General features: G+C 69.3%; 19 protein-coding genes. 8 read left to right on the forward strand and 11 right to left on the reverse strand.

The window, feature by feature from the left end; all coding sequences use genetic code 11:
• The first annotated feature begins 94 nt into the window (after positions 1-94).
• The 5 genes from SLUN_RS05915 (at position 95) to lnt (ending at position 4,884) form a co-directional block, all read left to right on the forward strand.
• Positions 95-970 (forward strand): undecaprenyl-diphosphate phosphatase, encoded by an 876-nt coding sequence (locus SLUN_RS05915; protein WP_108147486.1) that lies wholly within the window; start codon positions 95-97, stop codon positions 968-970.
• 53 nt (positions 971-1,023) lie between these two features.
• Positions 1,024-1,197 (forward strand): hypothetical protein, encoded by a 174-nt coding sequence (locus SLUN_RS39920; protein ID WP_170146555.1) that lies wholly within the window; start codon positions 1,024-1,026, stop codon positions 1,195-1,197.
• Between the two features lie 67 nt (positions 1,198-1,264).
• Positions 1,265-2,422: a methyltransferase gene (locus tag SLUN_RS05920; protein ID WP_108147487.1), complete on the forward strand. Its 1,158-nt coding sequence runs from the start codon at positions 1,265-1,267 to the stop codon at positions 2,420-2,422.
• 239 nt (positions 2,423-2,661) lie between these two features.
• On the forward strand, positions 2,662-3,126 hold the full coding sequence (locus tag SLUN_RS05925; RefSeq protein ID WP_175309132.1) for a nuclear transport factor 2 family protein: 465 nt from the start codon (positions 2,662-2,664) through the stop codon (positions 3,124-3,126).
• A 141-nt stretch (positions 3,127-3,267) separates the two neighbouring features.
• Entirely contained in the window at positions 3,268-4,884 is a 1,617-nt protein-coding gene (lnt, locus tag SLUN_RS05930) for an apolipoprotein N-acyltransferase (RefSeq protein ID WP_108147488.1), read from the forward strand.
• Here lnt and SLUN_RS05935 read toward each other — a convergent pair.
• Both SLUN_RS05935 and SLUN_RS39340 read right to left on the reverse strand, forming a co-directional pair.
• Complete coding sequence (locus SLUN_RS05935) at positions 4,808-5,713, reverse strand: Gfo/Idh/MocA family protein (protein ID WP_108147489.1); 906 nt, start codon at positions 5,711-5,713, stop codon at positions 4,808-4,810. The genes lnt and SLUN_RS05935 overlap by 77 nt on opposite strands.
• Complete coding sequence (locus tag SLUN_RS39340) at positions 5,710-5,880, reverse strand: hypothetical protein (RefSeq protein WP_159100193.1); 171 nt, start codon at positions 5,878-5,880, stop codon at positions 5,710-5,712. Before SLUN_RS39340 ends, SLUN_RS05935 begins: the two co-directional genes overlap by 4 nt.
• Here SLUN_RS39340 and SLUN_RS05940 point away from each other — a divergent pair.
• A complete protein-coding gene (locus SLUN_RS05940) occupies positions 5,879-6,391 on the forward strand; it encodes a DinB family protein (protein WP_108147490.1) in 513 nt (170 codons plus the stop codon). The two genes, SLUN_RS39340 and SLUN_RS05940, sit on opposite strands and share 2 nt — an antisense overlap.
• A gap of 707 nt (positions 6,392-7,098) precedes the next feature.
• Here the strand turns inward: SLUN_RS05940 and SLUN_RS05950 are convergent.
• The 7 genes from SLUN_RS05950 to SLUN_RS05980 form a co-directional block, all read right to left on the reverse strand.
• Entirely contained in the window at positions 7,099-7,536 is a 438-nt protein-coding gene (locus tag SLUN_RS05950) for a hypothetical protein (protein ID WP_108154559.1), read from the reverse strand.
• A gap of 189 nt (positions 7,537-7,725) precedes the next feature.
• Positions 7,726-8,409 (reverse strand): uracil-DNA glycosylase, encoded by a 684-nt coding sequence (locus tag SLUN_RS05955; protein WP_108147491.1) that lies wholly within the window; start codon positions 8,407-8,409, stop codon positions 7,726-7,728.
• A 68-nt stretch (positions 8,410-8,477) separates the two neighbouring features.
• Positions 8,478-10,058 carry an ABC transporter substrate-binding protein gene (locus tag SLUN_RS05960; protein WP_108147492.1) on the reverse strand — a complete coding sequence of 527 codons (1,581 nt, stop codon included), beginning with the start codon at positions 10,056-10,058 and terminating at the stop codon, positions 8,478-8,480.
• 117 nt (positions 10,059-10,175) lie between these two features.
• Positions 10,176-10,937 carry an SDR family oxidoreductase gene (locus SLUN_RS05965; RefSeq protein ID WP_108147493.1) on the reverse strand — a complete coding sequence of 254 codons (762 nt, stop codon included), beginning with the start codon at positions 10,935-10,937 and terminating at the stop codon, positions 10,176-10,178.
• Between the two features lie 17 nt (positions 10,938-10,954).
• Complete coding sequence (gene fabG / locus SLUN_RS05970) at positions 10,955-11,716, reverse strand: 3-oxoacyl-ACP reductase FabG (RefSeq protein WP_108147494.1); 762 nt, start codon at positions 11,714-11,716, stop codon at positions 10,955-10,957.
• A gap of 135 nt (positions 11,717-11,851) precedes the next feature.
• Complete coding sequence (locus SLUN_RS05975; protein WP_108147495.1) at positions 11,852-12,235, reverse strand: DUF3037 domain-containing protein; 384 nt, start codon at positions 12,233-12,235, stop codon at positions 11,852-11,854.
• The gene (locus SLUN_RS05980) at positions 12,232-13,059 is read right to left on the reverse strand and encodes a HipA family kinase (protein WP_108147496.1); all 828 of its coding nucleotides are present in this window, start codon (positions 13,057-13,059) and stop codon (positions 12,232-12,234) included. Before SLUN_RS05980 ends, SLUN_RS05975 begins: the two co-directional genes overlap by 4 nt.
• Before the next feature lie 197 nt (positions 13,060-13,256).
• On the opposite strand from SLUN_RS05980, the gene SLUN_RS05985 reads away from it, so the two are divergent.
• Positions 13,257-13,706 (forward strand): Rieske (2Fe-2S) protein, encoded by a 450-nt coding sequence (locus SLUN_RS05985; RefSeq protein ID WP_108147497.1) that lies wholly within the window; start codon positions 13,257-13,259, stop codon positions 13,704-13,706.
• Here SLUN_RS05985 and SLUN_RS05990 read toward each other — a convergent pair.
• The gene (locus SLUN_RS05990; RefSeq protein ID WP_108147498.1) at positions 13,693-14,343 is read right to left on the reverse strand and encodes a cysteine hydrolase family protein; all 651 of its coding nucleotides are present in this window, start codon (positions 14,341-14,343) and stop codon (positions 13,693-13,695) included. The two genes, SLUN_RS05985 and SLUN_RS05990, sit on opposite strands and share 14 nt — an antisense overlap.
• Before the next feature lie 179 nt (positions 14,344-14,522).
• Between SLUN_RS05990 and SLUN_RS05995 the strand changes: the two genes are divergently transcribed.
• Entirely contained in the window at positions 14,523-14,990 is a 468-nt protein-coding gene (locus SLUN_RS05995; RefSeq protein ID WP_108147499.1) for a pyridoxamine 5'-phosphate oxidase family protein, read from the forward strand.
• A 27-nt stretch (positions 14,991-15,017) separates the two neighbouring features.
• Here the strand turns inward: SLUN_RS05995 and SLUN_RS06000 are convergent, their stop codons facing one another.
• Entirely contained in the window at positions 15,018-15,971 is a 954-nt protein-coding gene (locus SLUN_RS06000; RefSeq protein ID WP_108147500.1) for a LysR family transcriptional regulator, read from the reverse strand.
• Between the last annotated feature and the right edge of the window lie 53 nt (positions 15,972-16,024).

The raw sequence follows: 16,024 nt of genomic DNA on the forward strand, positions 1-16,024 counted from the left end.
TTTCGGGGACGCTACGCTGCCTGAGAACTGGCGCATGATCGGGAAAGCTACGCGCCGTCAGACCGTGATCATTTCTTGGGTGGCGTAGTTTTCGATGTCTTGGTTCGAATCATTCATCCTCGGGCTCGTCCAGGGGCTGACCGAGTTTCTGCCGATCTCCTCCAGCGCGCATCTGCGGCTCACCGCCGCCTTCGCCGGCTGGAACGACCCGGGCGCGGCATTCACCGCGATCACCCAGATCGGTACGGAGACGGCCGTCCTCATCTACTTCCGCAAGGACATCGTCCGGATCGTCTCCGCCTGGTCCCGTTCGCTCACGAACAAGGCGATGCGCAGCGACCACGACGCCCAGATGGGCTGGCTCGTCATCATCGGCTCGATCCCGATCGGTGTGCTCGGCGTCACCTTCAAGGACCAGATCGAGGGCCCGTTCCGCGATCTGCGGCTGATCGCCACCACCCTGATCGTGATGGGCATCGTCCTCGGTATCGCCGACCGTCTGGCCGCCCGCGACGAGACGGGCGGCAAGCACCGCGCCATCAAGGAGCGCAAGTCGCTGCAGGAGCTGACCGTCAGGGACGGTCTGATCTACGGCCTCTGCCAGGCGATGGCCCTGATCCCCGGCGTCTCGCGCTCGGGCGCCACGATCAGTGGTGGTCTGCTCATGGGCTACACCCGTGAGGCGGCGGCTCGTTACTCGTTCCTGCTGGCCATCCCGGCGGTCCTGGCCTCCGGCGCCTTCGAGCTCAACGACGCGGCGAAGGGCGGGCACGTGGACTGGCCGCAGACGGTCTTCGCGACGATCATCGCCTTCGCCGTGGGCTACGCGGTGATCGCCTGGTTCATGAAGTTCATCACTACGAAGAGTTTCATGCCGTTCGTGATCTACCGCATCGCGCTCGGAATCCTGCTGTTCATCCTGGTCGGAACGGATGCGCTGAGCCCGCACGCGGGTGAGTCGGCCGGCTGAGTACCGCTTGAGCGGTGCTGACGACTGTCGTACCGAGGCCTTAGCCTGTCTCCATGTCCCCCTTGTCCCGCGAGTCAGAAACCGCAATGTCCGCCGCCGAGCTGAATGCCCGGATCCGAGAGCTGTGGGCGGACGGCGAGCTGCCCGACGACCGGCGCCCGGAGTACGAGGCACTGGTCGTGGAGTGGGCCGCCGCGGCGCTCGTGGACGTCGAGCACGCCGCCTGATCGCGTTCAAGCCGCGCACACCACGGATACGCGGCTTGAACAGGCACTCCGCTAGCCTGAGTGCACGATGAACCGATTGACGACGTCATGGGGCGGCTTCGACCTCACCCGCTTCCCCGAGGACCCGCGCGACCCGCTCCGCGCCTGGGACGCCGCCGATGAGTACCTTCTCCGGCATCTCGAGGGGATCGACGACGCCGGGCCGGCAGACCTCTCCGGCACCGTGGTCGTCGTCGGTGACCGATGGGGCTCCCTGGTCACCTCGCTCGCAGCGCACCGCCCCGTGCAGATCACCGACTCCTTCCTCGGCCAGGAGGCGACTCGGGCGAATCTGGCGCGCAACGGCATCGACGCGGACGCGGTGCGCCTGCTGTCGGTGCGGGACCTGCCACCGGAGCGCATCGACGTACTGCTGATCCGGGTGCCCAAGAGCCTCGCGCTGCTGGAGGACCAGCTGCACCGCCTGGCACCCGCCGTCCACGCGGACACCGTCGTCGTCGGTACGGGGATGGTCACCGAGATCCACACCTCTACGCTGAAACTCTTCGAGCGGATTCTCGGTCCGACCAGGACCTCGCTGGCGGTGAAGAAGGCGCGGCTGATCGTCTGCACCCCTGATCCGCAGCTCGCCCGCGTCCCCAGCCCATGGCCGCTGCACTACGCACTGCCCGCCGATGTCGGCACGCTCGCGGGCCGGACCGTCACCAACCACGCCGGGATCTTCTGCGCCGAGCGTCTCGACATCGGTACGCGGTTCTTCCTCCGCGGCCTGCCGCAGCGCCACGGCTCCGAACGCGTGGTCGATCTGGGCTGCGGCAACGGTGTGATCGGCACGGCTGCCGCGCTCGCCAACCCGGAGGCGGCGCTGACCTTCGTCGACGAGTCGTTCTCCGCGGTGGCCTCGGCCGAGGCCACCTACCGGGAGAACATCGTTTCGGACGCCAAGGCGGAGTTCGTGGTGGGCGACGGGCTGTCCGGTGTGCCGGACGGGACCGTCGATCTGGTGCTGAACAACCCGCCGTTCCACTCGCACCAGGCGACGACCGACGCGACGGCCCGCCGGATGTTCGGGGGGGCGCGTCGCGCGCTGCGCCCAGGGGGCGAGCTGTGGGTCATCGGAAACCGGCACCTCGGCTACCACGTGAGGCTGCGCCGGCTCTTCGGCAACTGTGAAATCGTCGCCAGCGACCCGAAGTTCGTCCTCCTGCGGGCCGTCAAGGGGTAGCGGCCGGGGCCGTCCTTACCGGCCGAGGCCGTCGACGTCCCGCCACTGGCCGTACGGGATGCGGGAGATCCACGCGGTCCGCTGGTCGGCGGGAAGAACCTGGGAGCGCTCGACGCGCCCGGCTTCTCGGACACCGATTTGGCGGAGATCGACCGTTTGCTGACCAAGAGCGGGTGAAGTGCGGGTGACTGACGTGCACAGCACTTGGCGTAGCGCCCGCTCTGCCCGAAACTGGCGCGATGACGCAGCGCGTGGATCTCGCGACCGTGATGGACCGGCTGACCATCGATGAATTGATCACCAGTTACGCGGTGGCCGTGGACGATGCCGACTGGAGTGCCTATAGGGCTCTGTTCACACAGGAGGGGCGCGCGGACTACCGCAGCTCGGGCGGTGTGGAGGGCCCGGCCGCCGAGGTCGCCGACTGGATGGCGGAGACGATGCGGCTCTTCCCCGTACGCCAGCACCTCATCGTCAACCGGCGGCTCCACATCCAGGACCTGGGCGGCTATCCGGGCGACCGCGCCGAGGTGCAGGCCGACTATGTGAACCCGATGCGGCTGGAGTCGGGGGACGACCTCGTCTCCGGCGGGCGGTACACCTTCAGCCTGCTGCGCACGGACGCGGGCTGGCGGCTGCGCACGGTGGTGATCCACGAGAAGTGGCGCCGGGGAGCCGGGGCAGGCGGCCCGTCCGGCGATTGAGGACCCGGCCGGAGGCCGTACGAGCACTGGGGGCGAAGCCCCCAGGGACATGACGCGCGCACTGTCGGTGCCGGTCCCGGTCCCGCACACTGGTGGGGAGACTGTTTGCGGGCCCTTCGAGGCAGCACGAGGAGGCGCGGCATGCGGATTCCGGTCGGCCGGCCTGGCTGGGCCCGCGCGCGAGCGTTCGCGGCGTCTCCCCTTCGGCGCTCCGTCGCCGCCGTCGCGGCCGGGGCGCTGCCCGCGCTCGCCTTCCCCGAGCCGTCGCTGTGGTGGTTCGCGTACGTCGCGCTGGTGCCGTGGATGCTGCTGGTGCGGTCCGCGCCGACGGGTCGCCGTGCGGCGATCGACGGGTGGCTCGGCGGTATCGGCTTCATGATCGCCGTGCACCACTGGCTGATACCGAGTCTGCATGTGTTCATCGTGGTGCTGGCCGCGCTGCTGGGGCTGATGTGGGCGCCCTGGGGCTGGCTGACGCACTCGCTGCTCGGCGGGAGGCCCTCACCGGCCCGTGCCGCGGCCGCTGTCGCGGTCGTCCCCTCGGGCTGGCTCATGATTGAACTGGCCCGGTCCTGGGAGGGGTTGGGCGGCCCCTGGGGTCTGCTCGGGGCCAGTCAGTGGGACGTCTCCCCCGCGCTGCGGCTTGCTTCGGTGGGAGGTGTGTGGCTGGTGAGCCTGCTGGTGCTCGCAGTGAATACTGCGGTCACTGTACTCATCGCGGTGCCCAAGGCCCGTGCGGCTGCTGTGGGCGGCGGCGTCATCTGTGCGCTCACCACGACCGCGGTCTGGATCTGGGTGCCGCAGCCGGAGCCGTCGGGACGGGCCCGGATCGCGGTCGTGCAGCCGGGTGTCGTCGACGGTGTCGAGAGCGTCGACCGCCGGTTCGCCCGCAGCGAGGAACTCACCCGCGAACTGGCGGGCCAGGACCTCGATCTGGTGGTCTGGGGCGAGAGCAGCGTCGGCGCGGATCTGCGCGAACGCCCGGAACTGGCGGCTCGTATCGCCGTCCTCTCCCGCGTCGTCGGCGCCGATGTGCTGGTCAATGTGGACGCCCGGCGCACGGACGAGTCGGGCGGCGCCGGAATCTTCAAGAGCTCCGTCCTCATCGGTCCCAAGGGCCCGACGGGCGATCGCTACGACAAGATGCGGCTCGTCCCCTTCGGTGAGTACATACCGGCCCGTGCGCTGCTGGGCTGGGCCACCTCGGTGGGCAAGGCCGCGGGCGAGGACCGGCTGCGCGGCAGCCGCCCGGTGGTGATGGTGCTGCCGGGCGACGGCGATGACGGACTGCGGCTCGGGCCTCTTGTCTGCTTCGAGTCGGCGTTCCCGGACATGAGCCGGCAACTGACCCGGGACGGTGCACAGGTCCTGATCGCCCAATCGTCGACCTCGTCCTTCCAGGGGAGCTGGGCGCCGGAACAGCACGCCGCGCTGGCGGCGCTGCGCGCCGCCGAGAGCGGGCGTCCGATGGTGCATGCGACGCTCACCGGTGTCAGCGCGGTGTACGGGCCGGACGGCGACCGGGTCGGCGGACTCATCGGTACGGACACCAGCACCTCCGCCGTCTACGACGTCCCGCTGGCCGCAGGGACGACGCTGTACGTCAGGTTCGGCGACTGGCCGGTCTACGCGGCGCTCGCCGTCCTCGCCGCGCTCTGCGCCTCCGAGGGTGCGCGTTCGCTCAGGCGGCCTGCTCCAGGGCCTGCCGCACCACCCGTTCACACAACTCATGAGTCAGCAGCGCGTCCTGGGCGCTGAGCTGCTTTCCGGCCCGTACGGCATCGATGAAGGACAGCACGGACTGCTCGATGCCGCGCTGCCGGGCGACCGGCACCCAGTCGCCGCGCCGCCGCACACTCGGCTGTCCCTTGTGGTCCACGATCTCCGCGAGGTTGCGGACCTCCCGTTTGGTGTCCTGCCCCGACACCTCGAGGATCTCCTCGGTGGAGCCGCTCATCCGGTTCATCGTCCCGATGGCGGTGAAACCGTCGCCGGACAGCTGGAGCACGACATGATGCATCAGCCCGTCGACGATGCGCGCCCGTACGTCGGTGTGCTCGACCGGTCCCGGGAGCAGGAAGCGCAGGGTGTCGACGACATGGATGAAGTCGTCGAGTACGAGCGTGCGCGGGTCCTCGGCGAGGCCGACGCGGTTCTTCTGCATCAGGATGAGCTCGCGCGGGTGCTCCAGGCACTGGGCGTATCCGGGCGCGAGACGGCGGTTGAAGCCGACGGCGAGGCTGATGCCGCGCTCCTCGGCGAGGCCCACAAGCCGCTCCGAGTCGGCCAGTTCGTACGCGAGGGGCTTGTCGACGTACGTCGCGACCCCGGCCTCGAGCAGCCGGGTCACGATCTCGGCGTGCACGGATGTCGGGGCGTGCACGAAGGCGGCGTCCAGGCCCTGGGCCAGCAGGGAATCGAGGCCGGTGTGGCAGCGCTCGGCGGGGATGTGATGGGTCTCGGCGACCCGCGCCAGCGTGGCCGGAGTGCGGGTCTGCAGATGCAGTTCGACGCCGGGCAGGGTGGTGAGCACGGGCAGATAGGCCTTCTGCGCGATGTCTCCGAGCCCGATGCAGCCGACCTTCACAGGGGCCTCCCTTGGCGCTGTGCCGATTGTCCTTCTTGTGCGGCGCGTGCTCCGGCAGCATACGTGCGCTGCGGCGGCTGCCAGTCGGCGATGGCGAACTGCTGCGCGGGATGCTCACTGACTAACACCTGGCGACGCGGCGACCGGTGGTTCAGGATGATCGACATGACGACACCTGAGCGCACCGAACCCTCCACCACCGCCGGCGAGCGCGACATGCTGGAGGGCTGGCTCGAATACCACCGCGAGACCCTGGAAATGAAGTGCGCGGGCCTGGGCGACGAGCAGCTGCGGCAGCTGTCCGTGCCGCCCTCCGAGATCTCGCTGCTGGGACTCGTACGGCACATGGCAGAGGTCGAGCGAAGCTGGTTCCGCAAGATCCTGGCCGGTGAGAGTGTGGAGTGGATCTATTCCAGCGAGGACAAGGACGGGGACTTCCACGTCTCGGAGCAGGACACCTACGCCGAGGCGCACGCGACCTGGCAGGCCGAGATCGTACGGGCCCGTGAACTGGCCGCCGCCCACGGCCTCGACGACGTGGCGCAGAGCAAGCACCCCCGTACGGGAGAGGTCTTCAACCTGCGGTGGATCATGACGCACATGATCGAGGAGTACGCGCGCCACAACGGCCACGCCGACCTCATCCGCGAGCGGATCGACGGTGCGACCGGCGAATGACCCGGCTAGGCCGTGTCTGACAAATAGCGCCGTCCGCCCGCAGGGCGGGGTGCGCGGCGTTCGGTGCGTGCAATCGCAAGGCGGAGGATCATCCTCGTACTGGACGTACTTGGATGACTCCGACAACGCAGCGAGTGTGCGTGCCGGGCGTCGCGCACCAGGCGGGATTTGCCAGACACGGCCTAGCAGCCCCGCGGCCGACGGCAGCTGACCGGCGTCACCCGTGCGGGCCATTGAGGGCCGTACGGCTGTGAACGAGCCCCGCACCCAGCAGAGTTGCGCGGGTGCACCGAACCACCATCACCGCCATCGCCCTGATAGGGGTGGCCGCCTGGACCGTGACCGGCTGTGTCTCCGCCGACCCGCTGCCCGTGCCCTCATCCCCCGCCCGGGGCGGGGGCCCGGCACGCGTCGTGGAACCGCAGATCGTGCAGGGCCCGGCCCGTGAGGTCCTTGAGGCCCCGCCCCGCCGGCACCACCCTCCCCACGGCAGGCCCCTCGAAACCCGCCCCGGCGCCACGGCTCACCCTCGCGACCAGCCCCGGCCGCCCTGGCCTCGTACCGTGCAGCGCCCGCCCTGCCGCCCGTCCCGCGCACCCGCCCGGCAGCCCGCCCGGACCTCTGCGCACTGGGTGAGAGCTACGGCCGCTGGCGGCCCGGCAGCCCCGAGGCCCTCATCTGCCGCAAGGCCTACGGCAGTTGAGCCCTCACTCCTCGCGCAGTCGGCGCTCCAGCCGGTCGATCGCCGAACGGACGCCGTTTCCGTATCCGTCGTCCCCCAGGGCATCCGTCGCCGCGCGCGCCCGCTCGATATGGACCCGCGCGGCCTCGGGGCGGTGCAGCTTCACATAGTCGGCGGCGAGGTTGAGATGGAGCGAGGGGTAGAAGGCCCGCACCGCGAGCGCCTCCTGGTGCCGGGCCAGCCGCTCCTCGCTCAGTCCCTCCGCCGCCGACAGCGCCCGCAGGTCCCAGGCGAGCTCGTCGCCGGGGTCGTCCTGGGTGTCCGCCATGTAGTGCGCGAGCGTGCAGCGGTGGAGCGGATCGCCCACCTCGCCGATCTCCGACCAGAGCGCGCCGAAACGATTACGCGCCTCCTCGCGGTCACCGCCGTGCAGCAGCATGATCGCCTGCCCGATCCGGGTCATGACGGCGTCGTCCGACGCCTCCTGCTGCTGCTCCGTCACTGCGGCCTCCCACGTCCGTGCGGCGAATGTGCCGGCCGCGACGTCGGCCGCTGATGCCGACGCCGCGGGTCACGACGCTAGCCGCCGCCACCGGCAATGCCGCACAGGCTCGGGCAGGGGTCCGAGCCTGTCAGCCGGGTGCGCGAACGCTCAGCCGAGGTCGGGGATCCGCCAGTCGATGGGCTCGTGGCCCTGGGCCGCGACCGCCTCGTTGATCTGCGTGAACGGGCGGGAGCCGAAGAACTTCTTCGCCGACAGCGGCGAGGGGTGCGCGCCCTTCACCACCACATGCCGCTCCTCGTCGATCAGCGGCAGCTTCTTCTGCGCGTAGTTGCCCCAGAGCACGAACACCGCCGGGTCGGACCGCTCGGCCACGGCGCGGATCACCGCGTCCGTCACCTTCTCCCAGCCCTTGCCCTTGTGGGAGTTGGCCTCGCCGGCCCGGACCGTCAGAACCGCGTTGAGCAGCAGGACACCCTGCTCGGCCCACGGCATCAGATAGCCGTTGTCCGGGATGGGGTGACCGAGCTCCTCCTTCATCTCCTTGTAGATGTTCCGCAGTGAGGGCGGGGTCTTGACGCCCGGCCGCACGGAGAAACAGAGGCCGTGCCCCTGCCCCTCCCCGTGGTACGGATCCTGGCCGAGGATCAACACCTTGACCCGGTCGTAGGGCGTGGCGTCGAGCGCGGCGAAGACCTCTTCGCGGGGCGGATAGACCGGCCCCTTCGCCCGCTCCTCCTCGACGAAGTCGGTGAGCTCCTTGAAGTAGGGCTTCTGGAGCTCTTCGCCGAGGACGCCACGCCAGGACTCGGGCAGCATGTCGGTGTCGGTCACGTCAACAACCTCCGGTATGCGATCAGTTATCGAGCACTGAACCTACCGGCGGCCACTGACAACCGGCCCTACCAGCTGGCCTTCCGGTACAGCTGCCACATCTGCATGAATGTCTGCGGGTTGATCGCGAGTTCGCCGCCGCCGATCTCCTCGCTGGAGGCGACGTACATCTTGCCCTGCCACAGCGGCAGCAGCCGAAGGTCGTCGACGAGGACCTCCTGTGCCCGCTCGAACTGCTTGGTGACCGCACCGCGGTCGCTCTCGCGCCGGGACGCGGGCAGCAGCTGGTTGGTGATCTCGGGGCTCTCGTACGGAATGCTGAGCGCGTTGTTCTCGCCGACGAACGGCGCCACAAAGTTGTCCGGGTCCGGGAAGTCGGGGAACCAGCCGCGTCCGAAGACGGGGTACTCGCCGGCCTTGTAGGCCTCCTGGAAGTCCTTCTCGGACTTGCCCTCCACCGTGATCTTGAACAGGCCGGAGGCGTCGAGCTGCCGCTTGAGCTCGTCGAACTCGGGCTTGGAGGCGGAGCCGTAACGGTCGGAGGAGTACCCGAACATCAGCGACACCGGCTTGGTGATCCCGGCGTCCTTGAGGATGTCCCGCGCCTTGTCCACATCCGGCTCGCCGTAGCGGTCGAAGAACTCGGTGGTGTGGCTGGAAATACCCTTGGGGACCATGGAGTACAGCGGCTCGGCCGTGCCCTGGTAGACCTTGGCGACCAGCGCGCCGCGGTCGACGACCTGGGCGATCGCACGGCGCACGGCGAGCTTGCCCGCCATGGGGTCCTTGGAGTTGAAGACGAGGTAGCGGATGTCGGCGCCGACCGTCTCGACGAGCTGGAGGCCGTCGTACTCCGGCTGCTTCGACTGGAACTGGACGACCTCCTTCGCGGTCAGACCACGGTAGATCGTGTCGATCTGCTTCTTCTTGAGGGCCTCGACCATCACGTCGGAGTCCTGGAAGTAGCGGATGGTGACGGCTTCGTTCTTGAGCTTCGCGAACCCAACGTACTTGGAGTTCTTGGTCAGCTCGGCCCGGTCGCCCTTCTTGTACGAACTCAGGACGTACGGCCCCGAACCGGTCAGTCCGCCGTCCTCGCGGAGCTTGTCCGCCGGGTACTCCTCGGGCGGGACGACGGCCATGGCGGGCGTGGCCAGGATGAACGGGAACGTGGCGTCCGGCGTCTTGAGGCTGAACTTCACGATGCGGTCGCCGGCGGTCTCGACCCTGGCGAGAGAACCGAGCAGACCGTTGGGCCCACCCTGCGCCTTGATCTTCTGGATCCGCTCGATGGAGTACTTGACCGCCGCGGCGTCGAGCTTGTCGCCGTTGGAGAACGTAAGGCCAGGCTTCAGCTCGCACTCGAAGAGCTTGTTGCTGGAGTCGGTGAAGCGGCAGGATTTCGCGGCGTCGGGCTGCGGCGCCGCGCTTCCGGACGGGAAGCTCACCAGCGTCTGGAAAACGTTACTCAACAGTTCCCATGAGCCGTCCCAGGCTGCGGCCGGATCGAGGGTGGTGGGCTCACTCATCGTACCGACCGTAATCTTCTGCTCACGTTCGGTGCTGTCACCCGAAAACAGGCTGCATCCGGCCAGCAGAGATATGGACGCTAGGGCTGCAGCGGCCTGCAGACAGGTCCGGTAGAACACGTGCACGCTCCTCGTTCAGCCATGGGTCGGCCGACCTTACCGCAGCGCCCTGCCGGGTGAACCTGATGGCCCGGCAGGGCGCTTGACTCATTCAGGAACAAACCGGCTCAGTGCGCCTCAGTGGACACCGGCGTTCAGGAAGATACCCCCGTCGACGACGAGTGTCTGCCCTGTGATCCAGTCCGACTGGTCGGAGGTGAGGAACGCGGCGGCGCCCCCGATGTCCTGCGGCACGCCGAGCCGGCCGAGCGGGTAGGCCGCGGCGGCCTCCGCCTCGCGGCCCTCGTAGAGCGCCTGGGCGAACTTGGTCTTGATCACCGCGGGGGCGATCGCGTTGACCCGTACGCCCGGGGCGAACTCGTGGGCGAGCTGCAGAGTCAGATTGACCATGGCCGCCTTGCTCATTCCGTACGCGCCGATGAAGGGCGAGGCGGAGATGCCGGCGACCGAGGCGATGTTCACGATCGCGCCGCCGTTCTCCTTCTGCCAGGCCTTCCAGGTCTGCTGCGCGAAGCCGAGCGCCGAGACGACATTGGTTTCGTATACCTTGCGTGCCACGTTCAGGTCGAGCTCGGCCATCGGGCCGAAGACCGGATTCGTACCGGCGTTGTTGACCAGGAAGTCGACGCGGCCGAACGCCTCCATGACACGCTCGACGGCGTGCGCCTGGTGGGCCTCGTCGTGGGCCTTGCCCGCGACACCGATCACCCGGTCGGCGCCGAGCCGCTCCACGGCCTCCTTGAGGGCGTCCTCACCGCGACCGGTGATGCACACCCGGTCGCCGCGGGCGACGAGCGCCTCGGCGACGCCGTAACCGATACCGCGGCTCGCGCCCGTGACCAGCGCGACCTTGCCGCTGTCCTGTACTTCTGCGCTCATGTCCGTCGTCTCCCGATTCAGTTGAGGGGTCCGCCGGCCACGTACATGACCTGGCCCGAGACAAAGCCGGCGTCGTCGCCCGTGAAGAAGGCAATGGCGTTGGCGATGTCCTCGGGGTGTCCGACGCGCTGGACCGGGATCTGGGTGGCGGCGGCGGCCTGGAAGTCCTCGAAGCCCATACCGACGCGGGCGGCCGTCTGGGCCGTCATCTCGGTGACGATGAAGCCGGGCGCGACGGCGTTGGCGGTGATGCCGAACTTACCGAGCTCCTTGGCCAGCGTCTTGGTGAAGCCCTGCAGTCCGGCCTTGACGGCGGAGTAGTTGGCCTGACCGCGGTTGCCGAGCGCCGAGCTGGACGAGAGCGAGACGATACGGCCGAATCCGGCGTCCACCATGTGCTTCTGGCAGGCCTTGGCCATCAGGAACGCGCCCTTGAGGTGCACGTTCACCACGGTGTCCCAGTCGGACTCGCTCATCTTGAACAGCAGGTTGTCGCGGAGCACGCCCGCGTTGTTGACGAGGATCGTCGGCGCGCCGAGCTCGGCGGCGACGCGCGCCACGGCGGCCTCCACCTGGGCGCTGTCGGACACGTCGCAGCCGACCGCGAGGGCCTTGCCGCCGGCCGCCGTGATCTTCTCGACGGTGTCCTTGCTGTGGGCCTCGTCGAGGTCGAGCACGGCTACGGCGCGGCCCTCCGCTGCCAGTCGTACCGCGGTGGCGGCGCCAATGCCGCGCGCCGCCCCGGTCACGATGGCAACGCGCTGCTCGGTGGTGGACATGCTGGTTCTCCTCGCCCTTGGATGCGGCTCACCCGGTACGTCCCGCGTATGAGCGACCGCTTAGTACCTTCAGCAGACGAGACGCTAGAAGGCCTGGCACCCGGTGTCAACGGCCACCTGAGTGCCTCCGGCCACTCAGCGCACCAGCAGGGCGAGCAAGCGCTCGACTTCGGCCGCCGGATCGGCGGTCAGTCCGGTGTGGACCGGCCCCGGCTGCACGACGGTGGAGCGCGGCGCGATCAGCCAGCGGAAGCGCCGTCCCGGCTCGTCGCCCGAGGCCTGGCCCGCGTCGTCGCCGCCGCGGCAGACGCCCTCGACGGCATGGAGCGCGGCACGGACACCCCTGACATCGGCGGCGGGGTCCAGCGCCTTGAGTTTCACCTCGTCCAGATACGTACGGGCGGCGACGAAGGACTTGGCGCGGCAGTAGACCACCACACCCGCGTTGAAGCACTCGCCGCGCTCGACCCGCGGCACCACGCGCAGCAGCGCGTACTCGAAGACATCGCGCCTGCTCACTTCTCGCCCTCCTTGTGCGGCCAGGGGCCGGTCAGCCAGCCGGGTGCCCGGGAGGGTCTGCCCTTGCTCGGCGGGCCGAGGGTGATCCGCTCGTGGATCGTCGCGGCGCGCGGCAGCAGTGCTTCGACATAGGCGCGGCGCAGCGCGTCCGTCGTCTCGAAGCCGGGCTCGTCGACCAGCCACTCGGCGGGGACGTCGGCGGCGACCTCGGTCAGCAGCGCCTCGGTGACGAGCGGGGCGAGCTCGGCCGCGGCCGACGCGATGTCGGGGCCGAAGGGGGCGAGTGCGTGGTCCGAGGCGTCGTACGGCCTGGCGGCGGAGGCCTGGGCGCCCGGCCAGTTGTGATGCCAGATCATGGTGGCCCCGTGGTCGATGAGCCACAGCTCCCCGTGCCACACCAGCATGTTGGGGTTGCGCCAGGAACGGTCGACGTTGTTGATCAGCGCGTCGAACCAGACGACCCGGCCGGCCTCCGCCGCGTCCACCTCGTAGGCGAGCGGATCGAAGCCCAGCGACCCGGGCAGGAAGTCCATCCCGAGGTTCAGGCCGCCGCTCGCCTTGAGCAGCTCCTGCACCTCCTGGTCCGGCTCGGAGAGCCCGATCACCGGGTCGAGCTGGATGGTGACCAGTTCGGGAACGCGCAGTCCCAGCCGCCGGCCGAGCTCCCCGCAGATGACTTCGGCGACCAGCGTCTTGCGGCCCTGCCCCGCACCGGTGAACTTCATGACGTACGTACCGAGATCGTCGGCCTCGACGATGCCCGGGAGCGAGCCGCCCTCACGCAAGGGCGTGACATAGCGGGTCGCTGTGACTTCGGTGAGCATCGCACCAGGCTACTTGGGCATTTGTGCGGGCTCGATCACTTATTGACCTGCCGGTCGAAGCCATGAGCGGACACCTGTTCTGCGGCTCGAGGTTGACTTGATGAGAAAACGTTGAGGATGTGAACATCCCGCCTCCGGACCACGTACAACATTCAAGAACCGTCCGGCGAAGGGCCGGGCATGGAGAGGGAGCCATCATGACCGGATCGCAGGGGCCCGCGCGGACTGTCGCCCGCCGCACCGTCGTCGCCGCGGTGGGCGGAGCCGGTCTCGCTGTCGCACTGACCGCGTGCGGCGGCTCGGACGACGGCGGGCAGACCGTGAGTGAGAAGCCGGCGGGCGGCGAAGCGGGCGGCGGTGCCGCGGGCAAGGTACTCGCCAAGACCGCGGACATCCCCGAGGGCGGTGGCAAGGTCATCGGCGATGTGGTGGTCACCCAGCCGAAGGCCGGCGAGTTCAAGGCGTTCTCGTCCAAGTGCACCCATCAGGGCTGTGCGGTGAAGGACGTCTCCGCCGGCGTCATCCACTGCCCGTGTCACGGGAGCCAGTTCGACGCGACGGACGGCAGCGTCAAGGCCGGGCCGGCCACCACACCGCTGCCCAGCGCGTCGATCACCGTCGTCGGGGACTCGATCAACCTCGCGTGACGCGGCGCTGCCGTTTCCAGCAGGCGAGCACCTCGTCGGTGGTGGTGATCGTGGCGACCAGCGCGAGCGTGTTGCGGATCATCACGGGGGTGTAGTCGGAGGGCACCCCCGCGATGGCATCGCCGGGAACGACCGCCGTATAGCCGAGGTTGACGGCGTCGAAGACCGCGTTGGGGATGGCGATGTTCGCCGAGACACCGGCGATGAGCAGGGACCGGCAGCCGAGGTTGCGCAGCAGGGCGTCGACGTCGGTGCCGGCGATGGGTGACAGGCCGTGCAGTCTCCGTACGACGAGATCCTCGTCAGCGACCTCTATCGGCGGTGCGATCAGGACGGCGGTCGTACCGGAGTGCTGCTGTACGGGCAGTCGCCCGGCCGCCCGGAACAGCCGGGCGTTGTGGTTGGCGCCGCGCCCGTCGGGGCGACGCTCGGCGACCGCGTGGAGCACTTGTACGCCCGCTTCGTGAGCTCCCGCGACCAGGCGCGCGACATTGAGCAGAGCGCCCGACGACCGGGCCTCGGCGGCCAGTTCGGGCAGGGCACTGTCCTTGCCGACGACACCCTGCTGGCACTCGACGGTGAGCAGAGCTGTACGGGTCGGCTCGAGCTGCTCCGCGAGCTGTTCGAAGGACGGCACAGTTCCCCCTCATGCCATTGGGGCCGGGACCGGACTGGACTGGGACCGGGACTGGACTGGACTGGACTGGACTGGGACTGGGACTGGACTGGGCGCGCGACAGTAACCGCCATTGCGTGATGAAGGAAGACCCCTCATGATTTCAGACACATAGTCAGCTACGAGGAGGGGGACCGCACATGGCCGGCACACAGCGCCGGGGCCGTCGCATCATGATGACGCCCGGCGAGCTGGACGAGTTCCTGGCCGAGCAGCGCACCTGCCGGGTGGCCACCGTCTCGGCCGACGGCCGCCCGCACGTCAGCGCCCTGTGGTTCGCCTGGGACGGGACCTCGCTGTGGCTGTACTCCATCACGCGCAGCCGCCGCTGGGCCGAGCTGCGGCACGATCCGCGGCTCGCCGTGGTGGTCGACGACGGCGAGGAGTACGGCGAGCTGCGCGGCGTGGAGCTCTCCGGCACCGCCGTCTTCGTCGGCGAGGCCCCGCGCACGGGCGGGCCGAACCCCGAACTGGACGTGCCGGAAGGGCTGTTCGCCCGTAAGAACTTCGGCCTGGACGAGATGCCGCACGACGGCCGGCACGCCTGGCTGCGGCTGACGCCCGACACGATCGCTTCCTGGGACTTCAGAAAGCTGTCAGCCCTCTGACCCGCGAGATCCCTCGTACCAGCTCGATCAGTCCGACCCGCGAGCCTCTTCCGACCCGCGAGTCTCTTCCGCCCCGTGAGCCTCTTCAGCTCCGGCGGCCTCGCGCAGCGCCTCGACCGCCGCTCGGATCGACGGGCGGCGGTCCGCGTCGGTCCGCCACACCGCGTACACATGCCGGCGCATCCGCTGCCGTACGGGGACGAGTGCGACGCCCTCGGGAACGTGTCCCCGCCCCAGAGGCGGCGCGATGCAGACCCCGAGCCCGGCGGCGATGAGCGCCAGCTGCGTGTGGTGCTCCTCCGCCATGTGCGCGATCCGCGGCTCGAAGCCCTTGGAGCGAAGCGTGAACATCAGCCACTCGTAACAGAATTCACCTCGCGGCCAGGACACCCAGTCGTCATCGGCGAACTCCTCGAGATCCACCTCCGCCCGCCCCGCCAGCGGATGGTCCGCGGGCATGGCGAGATCGGGAATGTCGTCGAGCAGATGGGCCTGCGCGAGCCCGCCCGGCACGGGCAGCCGCTTGTTGCTCCAGTCGAGCACGACCGCCAGGTCGAGGTCGCCCCTGACCACCTCCCTGATCGCCCGCTCGGGCTCCAGTTCACGTGAGCGGACCCGCAGTTCGGGATGGGCCTTGCGCAGGGAGGTCATCGCCACGGGGAAGAGCCCGCGGGCGGCTGTCGGAAAAGCTCCCACCCTCACCTCACCGACCACCTCGCCCCGCTGCGCCTCGATGTCGGACTGGGCCAGCTCGACCTGCGAGAGGATGCGTGCCGCGTGGTCGGCCAGCAGGCGGCCGGCGTCGGTGAGCCGGACCCCGCGCCCGTTCTTGGCCAGCAGCTGCTGGCCCACCTCCCGCTCGAGCTTGGCCATCTGCTGGGAGACCGCCGAGGTGGTCACATGCAGCCCGTCGGCCGCTCCGCTCACCGAGCCGTGGCGGGCCAGGGCATCCAGGGTGCGCAGACGCTCCAGATTCAACATGTAAGCGATACTACGCGAAGGGCTCAAACAATTCTCGCTTGTCCTACGAGGTC

The sequence above is a fragment of the Streptomyces lunaelactis genome, assembly GCF_003054555.1.
GTDB classification, from domain to species: Bacteria; Actinomycetota; Actinomycetes; order Streptomycetales; family Streptomycetaceae; genus Streptomyces; species Streptomyces lunaelactis.